We start from the raw sequence: 16139 nt of genomic DNA, 5'->3' as shown, positions 1-16139 counted from the left end.
CAGCCTTTCGTGTTTCGCACCGGTTTCGTACCCGGGTACTACTTCGTGCCCATGCTGAGGCCGTGTTCGAACGGAAGATCCCGGATGGTCGTCACGTCATGAAAGCCGACCTGGCGCAACCAGCGCTCGTAGTCCTTCGCCGGGTATGCCATTCCCTGGCCGCTGGCCAGCACATTGAAGTAGAGGCCGAGCCGTGCCGAGAAGATGCCACTTGTCTCGTCGTCGGAGACGTTGTAGCCGTATAGGAAAACGTGGCCGCCGACCGGAAGGACATCGTACGCCTTCTTCAGCATCGCCAGGATTTGATCGCTCGCGAAGATCTCCAGCACGTGACTGAAGAGAACGGCATCGGGACCGAGTGGGAACTCGTCGGTGAACATGTTGCCGGGCAGCAGGGCGACCCGGTCGGTCAGCGATGCGGTCTTGCCGTCGGCGAGCCGGGAAACGCTAGGAATGTCGAAGATCGTCGACTTGAGTTGCGGGTGGCGTGCCACCAGCCGGATCGACGTCGTGCCGTCGCCGCCACCGACGTCGAGCAGGTGCCGCACCCTTGCGAACTCGGGCCGCTCGGCCAGGGCGTCGACGGACCGCAGCGTGAACGCGCTCATCGCGCGGTGAAAGGCGGCCTCGAGCTCGGGATTGCGCGAGAGCCGCTGGTAGAGCGTTGGCTCGTCACCCGGGTGCGCCTCGAGCGCGGTGTTGGTCCCGGCACGTAGGGCCTTCGTCGTCTGGGCGAAGGCGGGGTAGTAGACCTCTTTCCAGCCGGTGACGATGTGCGTCCAACTGTCCTCGTCGTCGGAGGCGAGCAGGTCCTGCGCGACCGGCGAGTTGACGTACCGGCCGTCCCGTCTGGTCAGCAGCCCGGTTGCGCAGACGGCCTGCAGCAGGACGCGGAGCTGATGTGATGGCAGATCTGTGAATTCCCGGATGTCATCGGACGTTGCCGTACCCCGCTCGGCGAGGAAATGGAAGATCCTCAACTCGACCGCCGTGGCGACCGCATTGAACAATGCGGGAGCGTTCATCAGGAACTGGAAACGGCTGTATACAGGATCGTCCTCGTGGGTGGTGTGCATCATCCCCCGCTCCTGTGCTTAAGGCGGCAAGAACTCCTGGATAGGAAAGCCTGAGCCCATGCCGCAATGGATCACTGCGGTACCTGGTCGTCCTCCGAGCTCATGATTGATCCCCGTTGGTCGACCGTCCGCTCTGAGATCGAGGGTGCTGAATGGGTCAACCTTGGAGGCGACACTACCGGAAGGCTGAAACACTTGTTGCCCGGAGGCGTGTGTCCTGGATCACAGTGGTTGAGGTGATTGGATGCTTGACGGGCATCCTGGGTGTATGGATCTGCAAAAGGTTGGCTTGGGCAGTGACTTGCGTCGATTGGATATTTGGGCTACGACTGGATTGCTGGAACCGGCGCGGTCCGGGTGGGCTAATCGAATGCGACATCGGGGGAGTGCATGCGGCTCAACAGCTTTGATGAGTGGTCGACCCTCAAAGAGGTGATCGTCGGCTTGGCCGAGAACTACGTGTCGCACGAGCTGTCGGTCGACCCGGACACGATCCTGGTCAACGAAGCCTGCCCGGAGCTTGCGCGGGCGTTGGAGCGGAAAGGATTCACGGTCGTGCCGGTCCGGCACCGCCACCGGCGGCTCTTCGGCGGAGGCCTGCACTGTTTCACCCTGGACACCGTTCGCGAGGGCGGCGCGGACGACTTCCTCAGCTGATGCGGGGGTCAGCGGCCTTCCCAGCGCGGATCGCGCTTCTCGACGAACGCGAGCGGCCCCTCGATCGCGTCCCTACTGTGCATCCGGCGCTCCTCCCAGTGGAACCGGGTCGAGAATGCGGTGTCCAGCGGCATGGTGAGGGACTTCGTCGCGGCCTCCTTGATCGCTCGTACGGACAGCGGAGCGCACCGCAGAATGTCGGCGACCCACCCGTCGACGCACGTGTCGAGTTCGTCGGCGGACACCACCTCGTTGACGAGGCCGAGTTCGAAGGCGCGTTGAGCGGTCATCGGCCTACCGGTCAGCAGGTGGCCCATGGCGGCGCGCCACGGCAGTTGCTTGCTCAGCCGGAACACGCCACCCGCCCCCGCCATCAGGCCGAGCCTGGCCTCGGGCAGCGCGAAGGTGGCATCGGTCGAGGCGATCACGATGTCACAGGCCAGCGCCAGCTCGAAGCCGCCACCCATGGCATATCCCCGCACCTTGGCCACCACCGGCTTGGTCAGTTCCAACCGTTCGGTCAGCCGTGGCCAGGCGGGCTTGCCCCGGCTGCCGAAGGTCGCGGTGCCCGCGGTACCCGATCGGACCCGCTCGGCGAGTTCCTTCAGGTCCTGGCCGACGGAGAACGCCCGGGACCCCGCGCCGGTGAGTACCGCCACCCACAGGTCGTCGTCGGTCTCGAAGTCGTCCCAGACCCGGGCGAGTTCCTCGTGCATGCACAGGTTCATCGCGTTGAGGGCCTCGGGCCGGTCGAGAGTCACCACGGCCACGTGGCCGGTCTTCTCGTAACGCACTCCTTTGGACACGGCGGCAAGTCTAACCCGAGTCGAATTCATGGAGAGGAATAGGTTGTGAGTCTGGAGGTAAGGGAGAGAGCTTTCTCCCCACGCATTGTGGGGGTCGGTACCGCGGTCCCGACGACGTCATACAGCCAGCGCGAACTACTGGACGAGTTCAACATCACCGATCCGCGAATCCGATCGGTCTTCCTCAACAGTGCGATCGAGCGCCGCGGGCTCACGCTGCCGCCACTCGGGCCCGATGGTTCGCGGCATCCGGAAAGCCAGGGCGAGTTGTTGCGCAAGCATGTCACCAACGGCCTGGCAATGGGCAGGGAAGCCGTCGTAGCGTGTCTGGAGAACGCCGGGGCAGCCCTGTCCGACGTGCGTTACCTCTGCTGCGTCTCCTCGACCGGATTCATCACGCCGGGATTCTCAGCGCTACTCATCAAAGAATTCGGCATCAGTGTGCACTGCTCGCGTCTCGACGTGGTGGGCATGGGATGCAACGCGGGGCTGAACGCGTTGACCGCGGTCGCCGGCTGGGCGCGCGCGCATCCCGGTGAACTGGCGCTCATGGTGTGCATCGAAGCGTGCTCGGCCGCCTACGTCTTCGACGGCACGATGCGATCGTCGGTGGTGAACAGCCTGTTCGGGGACGGTGCGGCGGCGGTGGCGGCCAGGGCGGGCGACGACGTCCCCAGCGGACCCGCGCTGATCCGTTTCGCTAGCTGTATCATTCCGCAGGCCGTAGACGCGATGCGCTACGACTGGGACGACGGTCAAGGCAAATTCAGCTTCTATCTCGATCAAGACGTGCCGTACGTGGTTGGAGCGCATGCCGAGCTCGCACTCGAAGAGCTGCTCACCGGAATGGAACTGCGACGCTCCGACATAACACACTGGATCATCCATTCCGGAGGGAAAAAGGTGATCGACTCCGTGCGTACGAACCTCGGGCTCTCGCGGCACGACGTGCGACACACGACGGGCGTCCTGCGGGATCACGGAAATCTGTCGAGCGGGTCCTTTCTCTTTTCCTACCAGCGTCTGCTCGCCGAGCAGAGCGCAACGCCCGGCGAGTACGGCGTCCTCATGACGATGGGGCCCGGATCAACTATCGAAATGGCCCTGGTGGCCTGGTGAGAGAAGGGCGGTCGACACGATGAACAGAAATCTCGAATTGACCCCGGTGTCCGGCGGTCTCGGACTCGCGCTGAAGGTCGACGTGACACGTCCCCTCGCGGAGTTGACCGCCGCGGTGAACGCGATCTGCGACGAGGTGGAGCAACGCGTCGAACGGACCGTCGTGGTCCTGCGGCTCGAGTGCACCTCGGCGGAGAGCCGGATGTGGCCGGGCGAGGTCGGCATCCGCGACGTCAACCGGTGGGAACGGGCGGTCCGCAGGCTGGAGCGGCTTCCCGCCGCGAACGTCGCCGTCGCCAGCGGCCTGAGCGGCGGGCCTGCGCTGGATCTGTTGCTGGCGGCCGACTTCCGCATCGGCGCGCCGGACCTGGTACTCGTCCTGCCGGTGAACGACGGACACTTCTGGCCGGGGATGTCGGTCTACCGGCTGGTGCAGAACCTCGGCGTGGCCAGGGCCCGCCAGATCGTGATCTGGGGGATGGACCTCTCCGTGACGAAGGCCTCCGAACTCGGCCTGATCGACCAGATCAGCGAGGACCTCGACGATGCGGCACACACCGCGGTCGTGCTGATGGGCCGGGTTTCCGATCAGGAGCTCGCGGTACGCAGGCAGCTGCTGCTCGAGGCATCCACCGCTGAATACGACGAGGCGCTCGGTGTGCACCTGGCAGCGTGCGACCGTGAACTGCGACGGCTGGCCGTAGGGACGGGTTCGTGACCGCGACCTGCCCCCCCACCTGGGATGTCGTGCCGCCGACGCTCACCGGTGGTCTCGACGACGATGCGCGGACACTCGCCGGCTTCGTGGCCGCCGGAGAGGACGTACTGACCACCCTGCCCGCCAAAGTCGAACGCGACAGTACCCAGCAACGGCTCGCCGAGGACGTCTTCACCGCGTGTCGGGCGGCGCGCCGCGCGTTCCTTGCCCTGCACGTGGAAAGCGTCTACGACCGGCTCACCGACGACCGCGCCAGCTATCCGCGGCTACCCGCACTGGTGGCAGCCGCCGCCGAGCGGTTTCCGGGACTGGTGCCGTCGGCCGATCAGATGACCGCCGAGCGGCAGCACGTCCAGGCGGACAAGGAGGGCAGGGAGATCGACCAGGGCATCTTCTGTGCCGCGGTGCTGCGCTCGGCCACGGCCGGGCGTCACCTGATAGACACGATGCTGATGCCCACATCACGGGCACTGCGGCTGCGCGACGACTTCCAGCGCACGGGAGTGGCCGAACTGGACGCCGTACTGGTCGAACGCCGGGGACATGCCGCCGAACTCACCTTCCGAAACGCTGACTGCCTGAATGCCGAGGACGTCAGGCTGATCGCCGACCAGGAGACGGCGGTCGACCTGGCCCTGCTGGACGACCAGGTGCGGGTCGGTGTGTTGCGCGGCGGCGAGGTGGGCCACCCCCGTTACCCTGGCAAGCGGGTCTTCAGTGCCGGCATCAATCTCAGGGACCTGTGCGACGGCGCGATCCCGTTCCTCGAGTTCCTGATGAGCAGGGAGCTCGGCTACATCAACAAGATGTACCGTGGTCTGCTCGTCGACCGGTCGGCGGCGGCCTGGTCGGATCGTACTGTCGCGAAGCCGTGGGTCGGTGCCGTCGACTCGTTCGCCATCGGCGGGGGCATGCAGTTGCTGCTCGTACTCGACCGCGTGATCGCCGAGACCGACGCGTACTTCAGCCTGCCGGCGGCCGAGGAGGGCATCGTGCCAGGGGCGGGCAACCTCAGGCTTGCCAGGCTCACCGGGGCCCGCCTCGCCCGACAGGTCGTCCTGGCCGGGCGGAAGATCTCTGCGGCTAGCGCGGAGGGTCGGCTGATCTGCGACGAGGTTGTCGCGCCGTCCGACATGCGTGACGCGATCGACCGCGCCGTGCGAGAACTCGGCGCGCCGGCCGTGGCCGCCAACCGGCGATTGCTGACGGTCGCGGAGGAGCCGCTGGACGACTTCCGGGAGTACCTGGCCGAGTTCGCGGGCAGCCAGGTGGTCAGGGCGTACAGCGACGATGTTCTCACCAAGATCGGGCGGCGCTGGCGGCGGCCGGGACCAAGCCGGTGAACGCCACGCAGCTCGACCGGGAGTCCCTGCACGCGTCGCTGCGCGATCCGCTGCTGGGCTCGCTCGGATTCCTCAACGAGGTGATGGCCCGGTATCCGGACGCGATCTCCTTCGCGCCCGGTGCCCCGCATCCGGAGTTCCTCGCGGACCTCGACATCCAGCGCTACACCGAACGCTTTCTGGACCACCTGCGCGACGAAGGCCGCACACCGGACCAGGCACGTCGACTGCTCTACGAGTACGGCCCCGGCCGAGGGCTCATCAACGGCATCGTCGGCGAGGCCCTGAACCGCGACCACGGGATCGACGCCGACCCGAACGCGATCGTGATCACGGTGGGTGCGCAGGAAGGCATGCTGCTGGTGCTGCGCGTACTGTTTCGATCCGCCGCCGACCTGCTCGCGGTGGCGAATCCCTGCTTCGTCGGTATGACCGGAGCGGCGCGGCTCCTGGACGTCGAACGCGTCGCGGTCGGCGAGACCGCGGCGGGAATCGACCTCGACGCTCTCGCGACCGCCTGCCGGGAGGCCCGGCGCGAGGGTCGGCGGCTGCGCGCCTGTTACGTCGCGCCGGACTTCTCCAATCCCGGCGGTGCCCGGATGCCCCTGGCCACTCGGCTGGAGCTGCTGGCGCTTGCCGAGCGCGAGGACTTCTTCGTCCTGGAGGACAGCGCCTACGCCTTCACGGCGCCGTACGGGTCGCAACTGCCGCCGCTCAAAGCGTTGGACGCGGTTGGACGCGTCATCCACATCGGCACGTTCGCCAAGGTCTGCTCTCCCGGCGCCAGAGTCGGCTACGTGGTGGCGGATCAGAGCGTGGGCGACGACGGCAGGATGCTCGCCGACGAGATCGCCGCGATGAAGACCATGGTCACGGTGAACACGTCACCGCTGTGCCAGGCGGTGGTCGCGGGCATGCTGCTGCAACATGGTCGTTCCCTGATCGAGCTGTCCAGACGCAAGGCCGAGCGGTACCAGCGCAATCTCGACCACCTGATCGGGGCACTCGACTCGTGCCTCGGTGACGTGCGATCCCGCCGCGTGGACTGGAACCGACCGTACGGCGGGTTCTTCGTGCGGATGTGCCTGCCCGTGTCGGCGGACGCCGACCTGCTGGAGACTTCGGCGCGCAGGTACGGCGTGCTCTGGACCCCGATGGCCCAGTTCTATCTCGACGGCGGCGGCGACCGGCAACTGCGGCTGTCGTGCAGCTATCTCGACATCGACCAGATCGACGCCGGGGTACGACGACTGGCCGAGTTCCTGAAGGAGGAGGTAGGGGTATGAATCCAGTACCGATGCCGACGGTAAGGCTCACCCCGTTCGATCCGCCCGCCGAACTGGCGCGGTACCGGGAGACCGAGCCGATTCGGCGGATGGTCTATCCGGACGGTCATGTCGGATGGCTGGTCACCAGCCACACCCTGGCCAGGAAGATCCTGTCTGATCCACGGTTCAGCGCCCGGTCGGAGTTCAAGCGGGCGCCGGTGGCGCGACCGAGCGCCGATCCCTTCTTCGGCGCGCCGGCGTTGCCCGGCTGGCTGGTGGACATGGACGCGCCGGAGCACACCCGGCTGCGGCTCCAGTTGGCTGGGAAGTTCACCGCGAAGCGCATGAAGGACATGCGGCCGCTGCTGGAACGGATCGTCCATGACCAGCTCGGCGTGATGGAGGAGCACGGGCCGCCTGCCGACCTGGTGTCGCTGTTCGCGCTTCCGGTGCCGTCGCTGACCATCTGCGCGCTACTCGGGGTGCCCTACCGGGACCGAGCGGAGTTCCAGCGCAACAGCGCGACGTTGTTCAGCCTGGAGGCCAGCGCGGAGGACGCTGCGCGGGCGATGGACGAGTTGTACGCGTTGCTGCGGCAACTGGCCAAGCAGCGGGACGGTGACACCGGCGGCCTGCTGAGCATGCTGGCGGCAGAGGGCACGCTCGATGCCGAGGAGATCGCCGGCGTGGGTGTCCTGCTGCTCACCGCGGGGCACGAGTCCACGGCGGGCGCCCTGGGCCTGAGCGTGCTCACCCTTCTGTCGCACCCAGAGCACCGGGCCGAGTTGGAGACGAACCCCGGAGTGCTCGACAACGCGGTGGAGGAACTGCTGCGGTACCTGACGATCTTCCACTTCGGGGTGCCCCGCACCCCGTTGGAGGACATCGAGTTCGAAGGACACCTGCTGCGGACCGGAGAGTCGGTCACGATCTCGCTGTCCGCGGCGAATCGCGATCCGGGTTGGTTCGCCGGGCCGGACCGGCTGGACTTCGGGCGTCGGACCGCCGGCCACATGGCGTTCGGGTACGGCATCCACCAGTGCCTCGGACAGAATCTGGTGCGCATGGAGATGCGGGTCGCGCTGCCGGCCATCTTCCAGCGCTTTCCCCGACTGGCCCTGGCCATTCCACCCGAGCAGGTGCGGCTGAAGACGGACGTCAGCGTCTACGGCGTACACGAGTTGCCGGTTACCTGGTGATCAAGGAGAGGGACACGTGCGAGTAACGGTCAACAGCGAAGACTGCGTCGGGTCCGGGCAGTGCGCGCTCACGCTGCCTGAAATCTTCGACCAGGATGATCTCACCGGCAGGGTCGTGCTGCTGAGCGACCAGCCGCCCGCCGGGTTACAGGCCGCCGTCGCAGAGGCGGCGAGCCGTTGCCCGGTACAAGCGATCACGACGACGTGAACGAAACCGGGCGGCGCTGAGCCCCGATCGGGCCGTACGTTCCGAGGGCGCTTCCCGCTCGCCGCTGGATCCAGGGCCCGGGTGCCGTCCGTGACACCTACGGCGCTTACCGAACCGCTCTGCAAAGAGGATGGCAAGCCAGGCCAGCAATCACCATCTGGGAGGGGCCCTAAGCTGGGGGGATGAAGGTTCTGTCCATCCAGTCAGCGGTCGCCCACGGCCATGTGGGGAACTCCGCGGCCGTCTTCCCGCTGCAGCGTATCGGTGTCGAGGTCGTCCCGGTTCCTACGGTGAACTTCTCCAACCACACGGGCTACGGTGCGTGGCGAGGGCCACTCATCCCACCACCGGATGTGGCCGAGATTCTCCTCGGTGTGGAGGAGCGCGGAGTGTTCCCGCAGGTCGACGTCGTGCTGTCCGGGTACCAGGGCAGCGTGGGCATCGGTGACGTCATCGTTGACGTCGTACGCCGGGTGAAGGCCGCGAACCCCTCGGCCGTCTATGCGTGCGATCCGGTCATGGGCAACGCCAGGTCGGGATGCTTCACCGCGCCGGAGATTCCCCACCTGCTGCGGGACCGCGTCGTGCCGGTGGCCGACATCATCACTCCCAACCAGTTCGAGCTGGGATTTCTGACCGGCACCGAGCCGGCGAGCATCGAGTCGACCCTCGCCTCGGCCGACCTCGCCCGGGCCATGGGTCCCTCGACCGTGCTGGTCACGAGCGTGGAGCGCCCGGACCGGGAGGAGGGCACGATCGAGATGCTCGTCGTGGACGGCGCCGGCGCCTGGCTCGTCACCACCCCGCACCTGCCGTTCAAGGCGAACGGGTCCGGTGACGTGACCGCCGCCCTGTTCACCGCCCACTACGTCGCGACCAAGGATGCGGCGGTGTCGCTGGAACGTACGGCCTCCAGCGTGTTTGATCTGATCGAGACCACCTACCGGTCCGGCGACCGCGAACTCCGTCTGGTGCAGGCTCAGGAGTTCTACGCTGCGCCGCGGATGCAGTTCTCCGCCGAACAGGTGCGCTGAGCCCGGTCCGCGTCCGAGCGCCGTCGGGAGCCGGCGGTGTCGAGGGTGGCTGCGGGTGGCGATGTCGGCGAGATGTTCACCGACATCCGGTCCACCCCGAACGCCACCGCCAGGGCCTCGTGCGGGGTGCCGAGACGCAGGTGGGCCAGCGTCACCACCAGCCGGTCGACGAAGGCCAACACCGGCAGTCGGCCCACACCTGCCTCATGCTGTCTGCGCCCACCGCGTCGGACGTGCAACCGGCCCTCATGCCCGGCAATCCACAACGGATACAACTCCAACCGCAGCAGGTTCAGGTGGCGACCGGAGATCCCGGTGAACGCGGGATGGCTGAGGACACGACGCGCCCAACGGACCGCCACCCGCAGATCATCGACCACATCGACCGACCGGCGCCCAACGCCCTACTACGCACAAGGTCGTTAGACTTGGCGCGGTGTCGGGACATCACCTGGGAATCGACTACGGCACGTCGCATACCGTTGCGGTGGTGCGTTGGCCGGATGGCCGGTGCCGCCCGCTGTTGTTCGACGGATCGCCCCTGTTGCCCTCCGCGCTGTTTCTGGGCTCGGACGGGGATCTGGTCGCTGGTCGGGACGCGGTGCACAGCGCCCGGCTCGACCCGGCGCGGTTCGCGCCGTATCCGAAGCGCCACGTCGATGAGGGTGTTCTGCTGTTGGGCGACCGGTCGGTGCCGCTCGTAGAAGCGGTCGCGGCCACGCTGGCTCGGGTGGCGGTCGAGGCGGCTCGGGCCTGTGGCCTCCCGCCGGCCCGGGTCACGATGACCTATCCGGCCGGATGGGGGGCGGTGCGCCGTGACGTACTGGTGGGCGCTGCCACCCGTGCCGGCCTTCCCGCTCCGACGCTGGTGCCGGAGCCGGTGGCGGCGGCCGGATACTTCACCGCCGTGCTGGGGCACGCGGTCCGTCCCGGGCATCTGCTCGTGGTGTACGACCTTGGTGCGGGCACTTTCGACGTCGGCGTCGTACGCCGTACCGGAACCGGCTTCGAGGTCTGCGACGTCGATGGCATGGCCGACTTCGGTGGCCTGGACCTGGACGCGCTGGTGGTCGCGCGGGTCGGTGCCGTCATCGAAGATGTCGACCCGGCGGCGTGGCAGCGGCTCACGGCGCCGTCCGGCCCGGCCGACCAGCGGCACTTCCGCACGCTGTGGGACGACGCGCGTAACGCCAAGGAGATGCTCTCCCGCCAGTCCAGCGCCGGGCTGCATGTACCTCTGGTCGAGCGCGAGGTGCCAGTGGGACGAGAGGAGTTCGAGGCGGCGGCCCGCCCGCATCTGGAGCGGGCGGCGGTGTTGACCAGGCAGGTGATGGCCCGGTCAGGCGCCACCGCAGGCAACCTCGCTGGCGTGTTCCTGGTCGGTGGCGCATCCCGGGTCCCGCTCGCCGCGACCACGCTGCACCACGCTACCGGCGTGGCACCGACCGTCCTCGAACAGCCCGAACTGGTAGTCGCGGAGGGCGCTCTGCACGTCGCCCACACCGAATGGTCCACAGCGGACGCTGTGCCGCCCAGGCTGCCGAGCCCGCAGGTCGCGTCAGTCGCGCCCGGCATGGCGCCGGCAGCGGTTCCGCCGGTACCGGTGCCGACGACCGGCTGGGGCTCGCCGGACCTGCCGCTCGGATCCGGCTGGCCCGCCGCTCCCGGCCCCGCGCCGGCCGCCGTGCACCCTCCAGCCGCGCCGCCTCCGAACCGGCCTTTGGGCACGCGGCGGGCATCGTCGGTGCCGCCGATGGTCTGGGCCATGCTGGCCGTGCTGACCACCTTGCTGACCGCCGCCTCCCTCATCACCTGGGTCACCCGGCTGCTGACGCTCGCCGGCGTGGCCGGCACCGTCATGTTGGTCCGTCGCGCCGTGACCTGGCGGCCGCGCGAGGGAGCTGGATTCGCCCGGTCCCGGTCCACCGCCAGCACCCTGGGCACGATTGCGGCCGTGCCCGCCGGCGTCGTCGCGGCAGCCGGCCTGACGCTGCTCGGGATGAACAGCTTGGACTCCGACGGCGACAACGGCCTGCTCGCGGCGGGCAGCATCGTGCTGGGCACGGGTTTGCTCCTGACATTGGTCGCGATCGGCCTGCTGGTCGTCGGCCTGCGGACCTACCCGCGCTTGGTGGTCCACGCCGATGGGATCACCTACCAGCCGGATGCCCGGTACCGGTATGACCTGCTGTGGACCGACCTGGCACGGGTCGAACTCGTACACCTCACACCGGGACGACCGCCTGCCCTGATAGCCGTACCGCTGCCCCAGTCACCGCTGACCGACGACCTCGCACGAGACCCTCGGTGGCGCCCCGACCTGGACGCCCTGGTCATCGACGACCTCGACCGTTTGAGCCAACGGCTCGCCGCCGACCTGCCCCACATCGCGCAGGCCCTGGTCCATTACCGCGCCGCGGCAGGCCCTGGCCCGTCCTGACCGACATCGGTCCAGGCGGAATCGGGGGAGCAGATCGGGAGCAGCGGGCCGCTCTCAATGCGCTGAACGGCTTTGGACAAAGCATCCCGCTACGAGGAGTTCGATGACGGGAACCGGCTGTGCCCGACACCGAGCGTCGGGCCACAGTCGTTCAGATCGAGTATCAGGCGGCCGGGGCAACGACCCTGCGTACGGCGGCTGTCGCCCGGGCGGCCCGCAGCTGTGCGCGTTGTGCCGCCTGGGCCCGCAGTTGGTCCTGCCAGCCGGGGCCGCCCAGCGGGTTGGCGTAGGCGGCCCCGAGTCCTGCGTCGCTGCGGTGCGTGTTATCGACAGGCAGCGGCCACTTGAGCGAGAGCGGCCGTATGGGCCGACTCGGCCGTCACCAGCGTGGCCTTGGCTTCCTCGAGCTGGACCTTGGCCTTGGCGACCTTCGCCTCGTCCTGCTTGATGGCTTGGGCCGGTTTGCCGCCCGCCAGGCTCTTCTCGAACTTGACCTCGGCGTCCTGGAGCTTCGTCTGGGCTTTCTGGACGTCCTTCTCAGCCTTGTCCACGGCCTTTGCCGCCGTGTTGGCCTTCGCCTGGGCCGTACGGCAGTCCGGCGACGGGTCGACTGGGCCCGTGGGGGCCTCGACGACGATGGAATTGACGATGCCGTGGTGGCCGGCGTGGGTCAGGGCGGCCCAGACGGTGCCTCCTTCGGGAAGGGCGATCGGCTCGGTGTAGGCGACGGCGCCCTGGAGGTCGACCGGCGCCGCGGCGCCGGGCTCGGTCACGACGTAGGTGATCGTGTACGTCGGGTCGGTCGCCGCGGGCCCGGTGCCGGCCTTGGTGAGCGTGGCGACCATGTCGGCGACGGTCCCGGCGACCTCGCTGCCGCGGAAGTCGTGGATCGTCGCACCGCCACCGGTACTGCCGGTGACCGCCGTGGTGCCGTTCAGCACGTAGTCACCACGGTAGAGCGCGGTGTTGGTGTTGGTGACCGTGCTGTCGGTGATCGTGAACAGCGGCCCCGCGTTGTAGGCGTAGGTGGTGCGTGCGCCCTTGCCGCTGACGGTGGAACGGTCGATCGTGACGGTCGGGCTGGAGCCCTCGATGACGATGACGCCCTGCGAGCCCGACATCGTGACGTCCGACCGGATCGTCGCGTCCTGGACCGCCAGGTGAGCGTTGTTGCGCAGCATGAAGAACGCCGCCAGCGCGGTGCTGTCGACGCTCTGCACGATCGTCAGCTTCGGACCGATCGTCAGCTCGGCGCCGTCCAGGTTGAAGTAGACGTTGCCCGTCGCGGTGAGCGTGGTCGGTTCGTCGGCCGAAAGGCGGATCTTGCCGGCGTCGACCTGGATCGCCCCGCCTTTGTCGTCGGCGACGATGTCCTCGGTGATCCAGATCGTGTTCTCGCCGCTGCCGATCTCGGCGATGCGGAAGCGGAGTTCCGCAATGCTCGCGGCCCGGAACTGCTTCTGCGCCACGAGCGGGTTGAGGAACCTGATGGCCGTGGTGAGGTCGGTGACGGCCGCGTCGACCTTGGTCTGCGAAACATACGGGTCGTTCATCACGACGCCGGCGGTGTCGATGGCCGCCGTCAGGAACCGCAAGCTGTACGGCGTATAGCCGGCCGGGTTCGGGGCGTTCTCTCCCGTCACGGTGGCCAGCAGACCCGCCAGTGTCGCCTTGCTGGTGAAGGGCAGTGTGTTGACCTGGCCGGACAGGCCGGCGAGATACGGGTAGGCGACGGCAGAGCTGGTGGCCGGTTGCCAGGCCCAGATCCTCTCGAAGTCCCAGCCAAGACCCTGGTAGGTGTCCTGGACGGTCAGTTCGCCCTGGGTGAGCTCCCTGATGCCGCGCTGCTCGGCGTTCGTGCCGGTCAGCGGCACGTCGGCCCACCCGACGTTGCCGGCCACACTCGCCTGCGCGACCGCGGTGGCGAACAGCTTGCCGGCCGTCGACCCGGTGACGGCACGGTTCGCCGCGACGATGCCGCCGAGCACGGCATCGGCGGACCGTACGTCGCCGACCGCGCCGCCGGCGTTCCCGGTGGTGATCACCGCGCCGACCGCGAGACTGCGCTCGACGGTCGACGCACCGGTGATCTCACCGACCAGGCCTGCCGTGGTGGCCTTGCCGTTCAGGTTCACCGTCGCGTACGAGTCGGTCACGGAGCCACCGTCGAGTACGCCGATCAGGCCGCCCGCGGTGTCCTGGGCGCCGTCGACGCTGCCGGCGACGAACACCCGGTCCAGGGTGCCGCCCGTGACCACGCCGGCGACGCCGCCGACCGGACCCTCGGTGTCGCGGAGGTCGACGTCGACGAGGCCCAGGTTGCGGACCACGCCGCCCGCGCCGAGGCGACCCACGAACCCGCTGGGCGAGGGCTTGCCGTCGAGCTCCCAGCCCTGGTCGTACCCGAGGTTGAGGCCGGTGATCGAGTGACCCGAACCGTCGAAGGTTCCGGTGAAGCCCGGGCCGGCCTCCTTGGCGTTCACGGCCGGTAGACCAAGCGGGCGGAACCCGCGCAGGTGTCGCAGATCGATGTCCTCGGTCAACGCGTAGCGACCGTCGAGCGGGAGCTGCCCGAATCCGTCGCCGAGGTTGTTGCTCACGTACCGCAACTGCTCGGGTGTGCTGATCTGGTAGGTGCCCTCGACCAGGGGCGGGAAGTCCTTGTCGAGCACGGGCTCGGGAGAGGCCGGCGGTACCCAGTCCTCCAGCGACGAGGGCAGAGACTGGGTGATCTCGAAGGTGTCGTTGACGCTGTAGAGGCCGGTCCCGGGGTCGCGGCTGGTGGAGGTGATCGCGATGTGCTCCGCCGACACCGAAACCGTCTGGTAGCTGGCTTCCTGGTTGTCCTTGTGGATCGCGGTGTAGTCACCCGCGATCTGCGGGTTCCACGTGTAGCCCTGCCCGTCGCCGGCCGCGGCACCGGTGACGTACGTCGTACCCTTGCCCTCCCCGACGACCAGGTCGTCCTTCAGCGGGTGGGAACGCAGGTACATGCCGTCGTGCCCGGAGATCGACAGATCGATCCCGGCCTGATCGAACGCCTTGGTGATCTCCAGATAGTTCGACGGGTGGTTACGCCGGCCCAGGTAGGGGCCGTGGTGGTAGGCCGCGATCTTCCACTTCGCGTCCGACGCCTGCACGACCGTCTTCAGCCAGTCCAGTTGCGGCCGCAGCTCGGACAGCTTGAGCTGGTCGAAGTGGTTGAGCACCACGAACAGGGCATCGCCGTGCTCGAAGTAGTAGGCGGTGTTACGCAGCGTCTTGGCCGCCTCGCCGACGGCGGTCGGCCGGCCGTCGGCGGCACCGAAGTAGGCCGGGCCGTTCGTGGGGATGTTGGTACGGGCCGCGAAATTGGTGAAGTACGGGTCGGGCGACTCCCAGTCGAGGTAGCCATCGCCGGGGTTGCCCTCGTACTCGTGGTTGCCGACCGTGAAGTATGTCGGGATGCTCGCCGTCCGGGGCTCCAGCGCCTTGAAGAAGCCGTCCCACTGCTCGGACTTGTAGCTGTTGTTGACCTGGTCACCGGTGAACAGCATGAACGCCGGGTCGGGCACTTCGGCAAAGGCCCGATCCATCGCCGGGACCATGGTCTGCACATAGCCCTCGTAGTCGTTCATCTGCGTGTCGGTGTACCAGTGGAAGGAGAACTCCTCGACCTTCGTCTCACGCGTGGTGAACGACGCGACCTCGCTGACCAGCGAGCCGCCGTCGCCGACCCGGTAGACGTATTCCGTGCCCGGGGTCAGGCCCTCGACCTCGACCTTGTGGCCGTTGATCGGCTGGCTGGTGGTCACGTTGATGTCGGTACGCTCCCAGCGGCCCTCGACACGCTGGTCGAGCTTGCCGGTCGCGTCGTACGACGCCTTCGTCGCGTATTCCAACACCGACTTGGTGATGTCCGGGTCGGTCACCCACGCGAATCGCATCGACACCGGCCCGGACCCCTCCGGGCCGTACAGCATCGAGATCTGCGACGGGATGTCGGTCGCGGGAAGTGGGCTCTCGGCCGCAGCGGCATGGGGCCGGACAACGAGCGCCGCCGCGGAGAGGGCAACCGCCATCGAAATGGCTGCCCCCCATGTTCCTAGATGGCGCTTCGATCGAGGGGCAGGCACGGTTCGAATCTCCCTTGCACGGTAACGAGTGCCTCGCACTCGTCAGCGTGCATCCGCCGACAAGCCAGGTCAGCGGGCACGTCGCCCCACACCATCGCGGCCCTACCGCACAGTAGGCGGCACCGGAGGGTGAACAACAGTCGTACAGTGCGGCAA

Annotated in this window: 13 protein-coding genes; 9 read left to right on the top strand and 4 right to left on the bottom strand. The window is 67.9% G+C overall.

Translation table 11 applies throughout. The annotated features are described in order from the left end of the window. Positions 1-38: 38 nt before the first annotated feature. On the bottom strand, positions 39-1079 hold the full coding sequence (locus tag AB0I42_RS17850) for a methyltransferase (RefSeq protein WP_357538626.1): 1041 nt from the start codon (positions 1077-1079) through the stop codon (positions 39-41). Between the two features lie 387 nt (positions 1080-1466). On the opposite strand from AB0I42_RS17850, the gene AB0I42_RS17845 reads away from it, so the two are divergent. Beyond that, complete coding sequence (locus AB0I42_RS17845; protein ID WP_357538625.1) at positions 1467-1733, top strand: hypothetical protein; 267 nt, start codon at positions 1467-1469, stop codon at positions 1731-1733. Positions 1734-1741: 8 nt separating this feature from the next. Here the strand turns inward: AB0I42_RS17845 and dpgD are convergent, their stop codons facing one another. Continuing rightward, a complete protein-coding gene (gene dpgD, locus AB0I42_RS17840; RefSeq protein WP_357538624.1) occupies positions 1742-2539 on the bottom strand; it encodes an enoyl-CoA-hydratase DpgD in 798 nt (265 codons plus the stop codon). A 45-nt stretch (positions 2540-2584) separates the two neighbouring features. Here dpgD and dpgA point away from each other — a divergent pair, with 45 nt between their 5' ends. The 7 genes from dpgA (at position 2585) to pdxY (ending at position 9428) form a co-directional block, all read left to right on the top strand. Then, positions 2585-3658: a 3,5-dihydroxyphenylacetyl-CoA synthase DpgA gene (gene dpgA / locus AB0I42_RS17835; protein ID WP_357538623.1), complete on the top strand. Its 1074-nt coding sequence runs from the start codon at positions 2585-2587 to the stop codon at positions 3656-3658. 82 nt (positions 3659-3740) lie between these two features. Further along, complete coding sequence (gene dpgB / locus AB0I42_RS17830) at positions 3741-4376, top strand: enoyl-CoA-hydratase DpgB (protein ID WP_357538622.1); 636 nt, start codon at positions 3741-3743, stop codon at positions 4374-4376. Continuing rightward, positions 4373-5719: a (3,5-dihydroxyphenyl)acetyl-CoA 1,2-dioxygenase DpgC gene (gene dpgC / locus AB0I42_RS17825; protein WP_357538621.1), complete on the top strand. Its 1347-nt coding sequence runs from the start codon at positions 4373-4375 to the stop codon at positions 5717-5719. The genes dpgB and dpgC overlap by 4 nt, the downstream gene beginning before the upstream one ends. Next, the gene (locus AB0I42_RS17820) at positions 5716-7005 is read left to right on the top strand and encodes a PLP-dependent aminotransferase family protein (protein ID WP_357538620.1); all 1290 of its coding nucleotides are present in this window, start codon (positions 5716-5718) and stop codon (positions 7003-7005) included. The genes dpgC and AB0I42_RS17820 overlap by 4 nt, the downstream gene beginning before the upstream one ends. Next, complete coding sequence (locus AB0I42_RS17815) at positions 7002-8186, top strand: cytochrome P450 (protein ID WP_357538619.1); 1185 nt, start codon at positions 7002-7004, stop codon at positions 8184-8186. The genes AB0I42_RS17820 and AB0I42_RS17815 overlap by 4 nt, the downstream gene beginning before the upstream one ends. A gap of 16 nt (positions 8187-8202) precedes the next feature. Next, positions 8203-8394, top strand: a complete 192-nt coding sequence (locus AB0I42_RS17810) for a ferredoxin (RefSeq protein ID WP_357538618.1) — start codon at positions 8203-8205, stop codon at positions 8392-8394. Between the two features lie 182 nt (positions 8395-8576). After that, complete coding sequence (pdxY, locus tag AB0I42_RS17805; protein ID WP_357538617.1) at positions 8577-9428, top strand: pyridoxal kinase PdxY; 852 nt, start codon at positions 8577-8579, stop codon at positions 9426-9428. On the opposite strand, the gene AB0I42_RS17800 is transcribed toward pdxY, so the two are convergent. Then, positions 9383-9625 (bottom strand): transposase family protein, encoded by a 243-nt coding sequence (locus tag AB0I42_RS17800; RefSeq protein WP_357538616.1) that lies wholly within the window; start codon positions 9623-9625, stop codon positions 9383-9385. The genes pdxY and AB0I42_RS17800 overlap by 46 nt on opposite strands. A 293-nt stretch (positions 9626-9918) precedes the next feature. Between AB0I42_RS17800 and AB0I42_RS17795 the strand changes: the two genes are divergently transcribed. Then, complete coding sequence (locus tag AB0I42_RS17795; protein WP_357538615.1) at positions 9919-11868, top strand: Hsp70 family protein; 1950 nt, start codon at positions 9919-9921, stop codon at positions 11866-11868. A 323-nt stretch (positions 11869-12191) separates the two neighbouring features. Here AB0I42_RS17795 and AB0I42_RS17790 read toward each other — a convergent pair whose 3' ends face one another. Further along, positions 12192-15929, bottom strand: a complete 3738-nt coding sequence (locus tag AB0I42_RS17790) for a fibronectin type III domain-containing protein (protein ID WP_357538614.1) — start codon at positions 15927-15929, stop codon at positions 12192-12194. Positions 15930-16139 lie beyond the last annotated feature (210 nt).

The organism is Polymorphospora sp. NPDC050346 (assembly GCF_040655695.1).
Classification (GTDB): Bacteria; Actinomycetota; Actinomycetes; order Mycobacteriales; family Micromonosporaceae; genus Polymorphospora; species Polymorphospora lycopeni.
The sequence above is the reverse complement of the archived record's forward strand: the minus strand, read 5'-3'. Positions and strand labels throughout refer to the sequence as shown.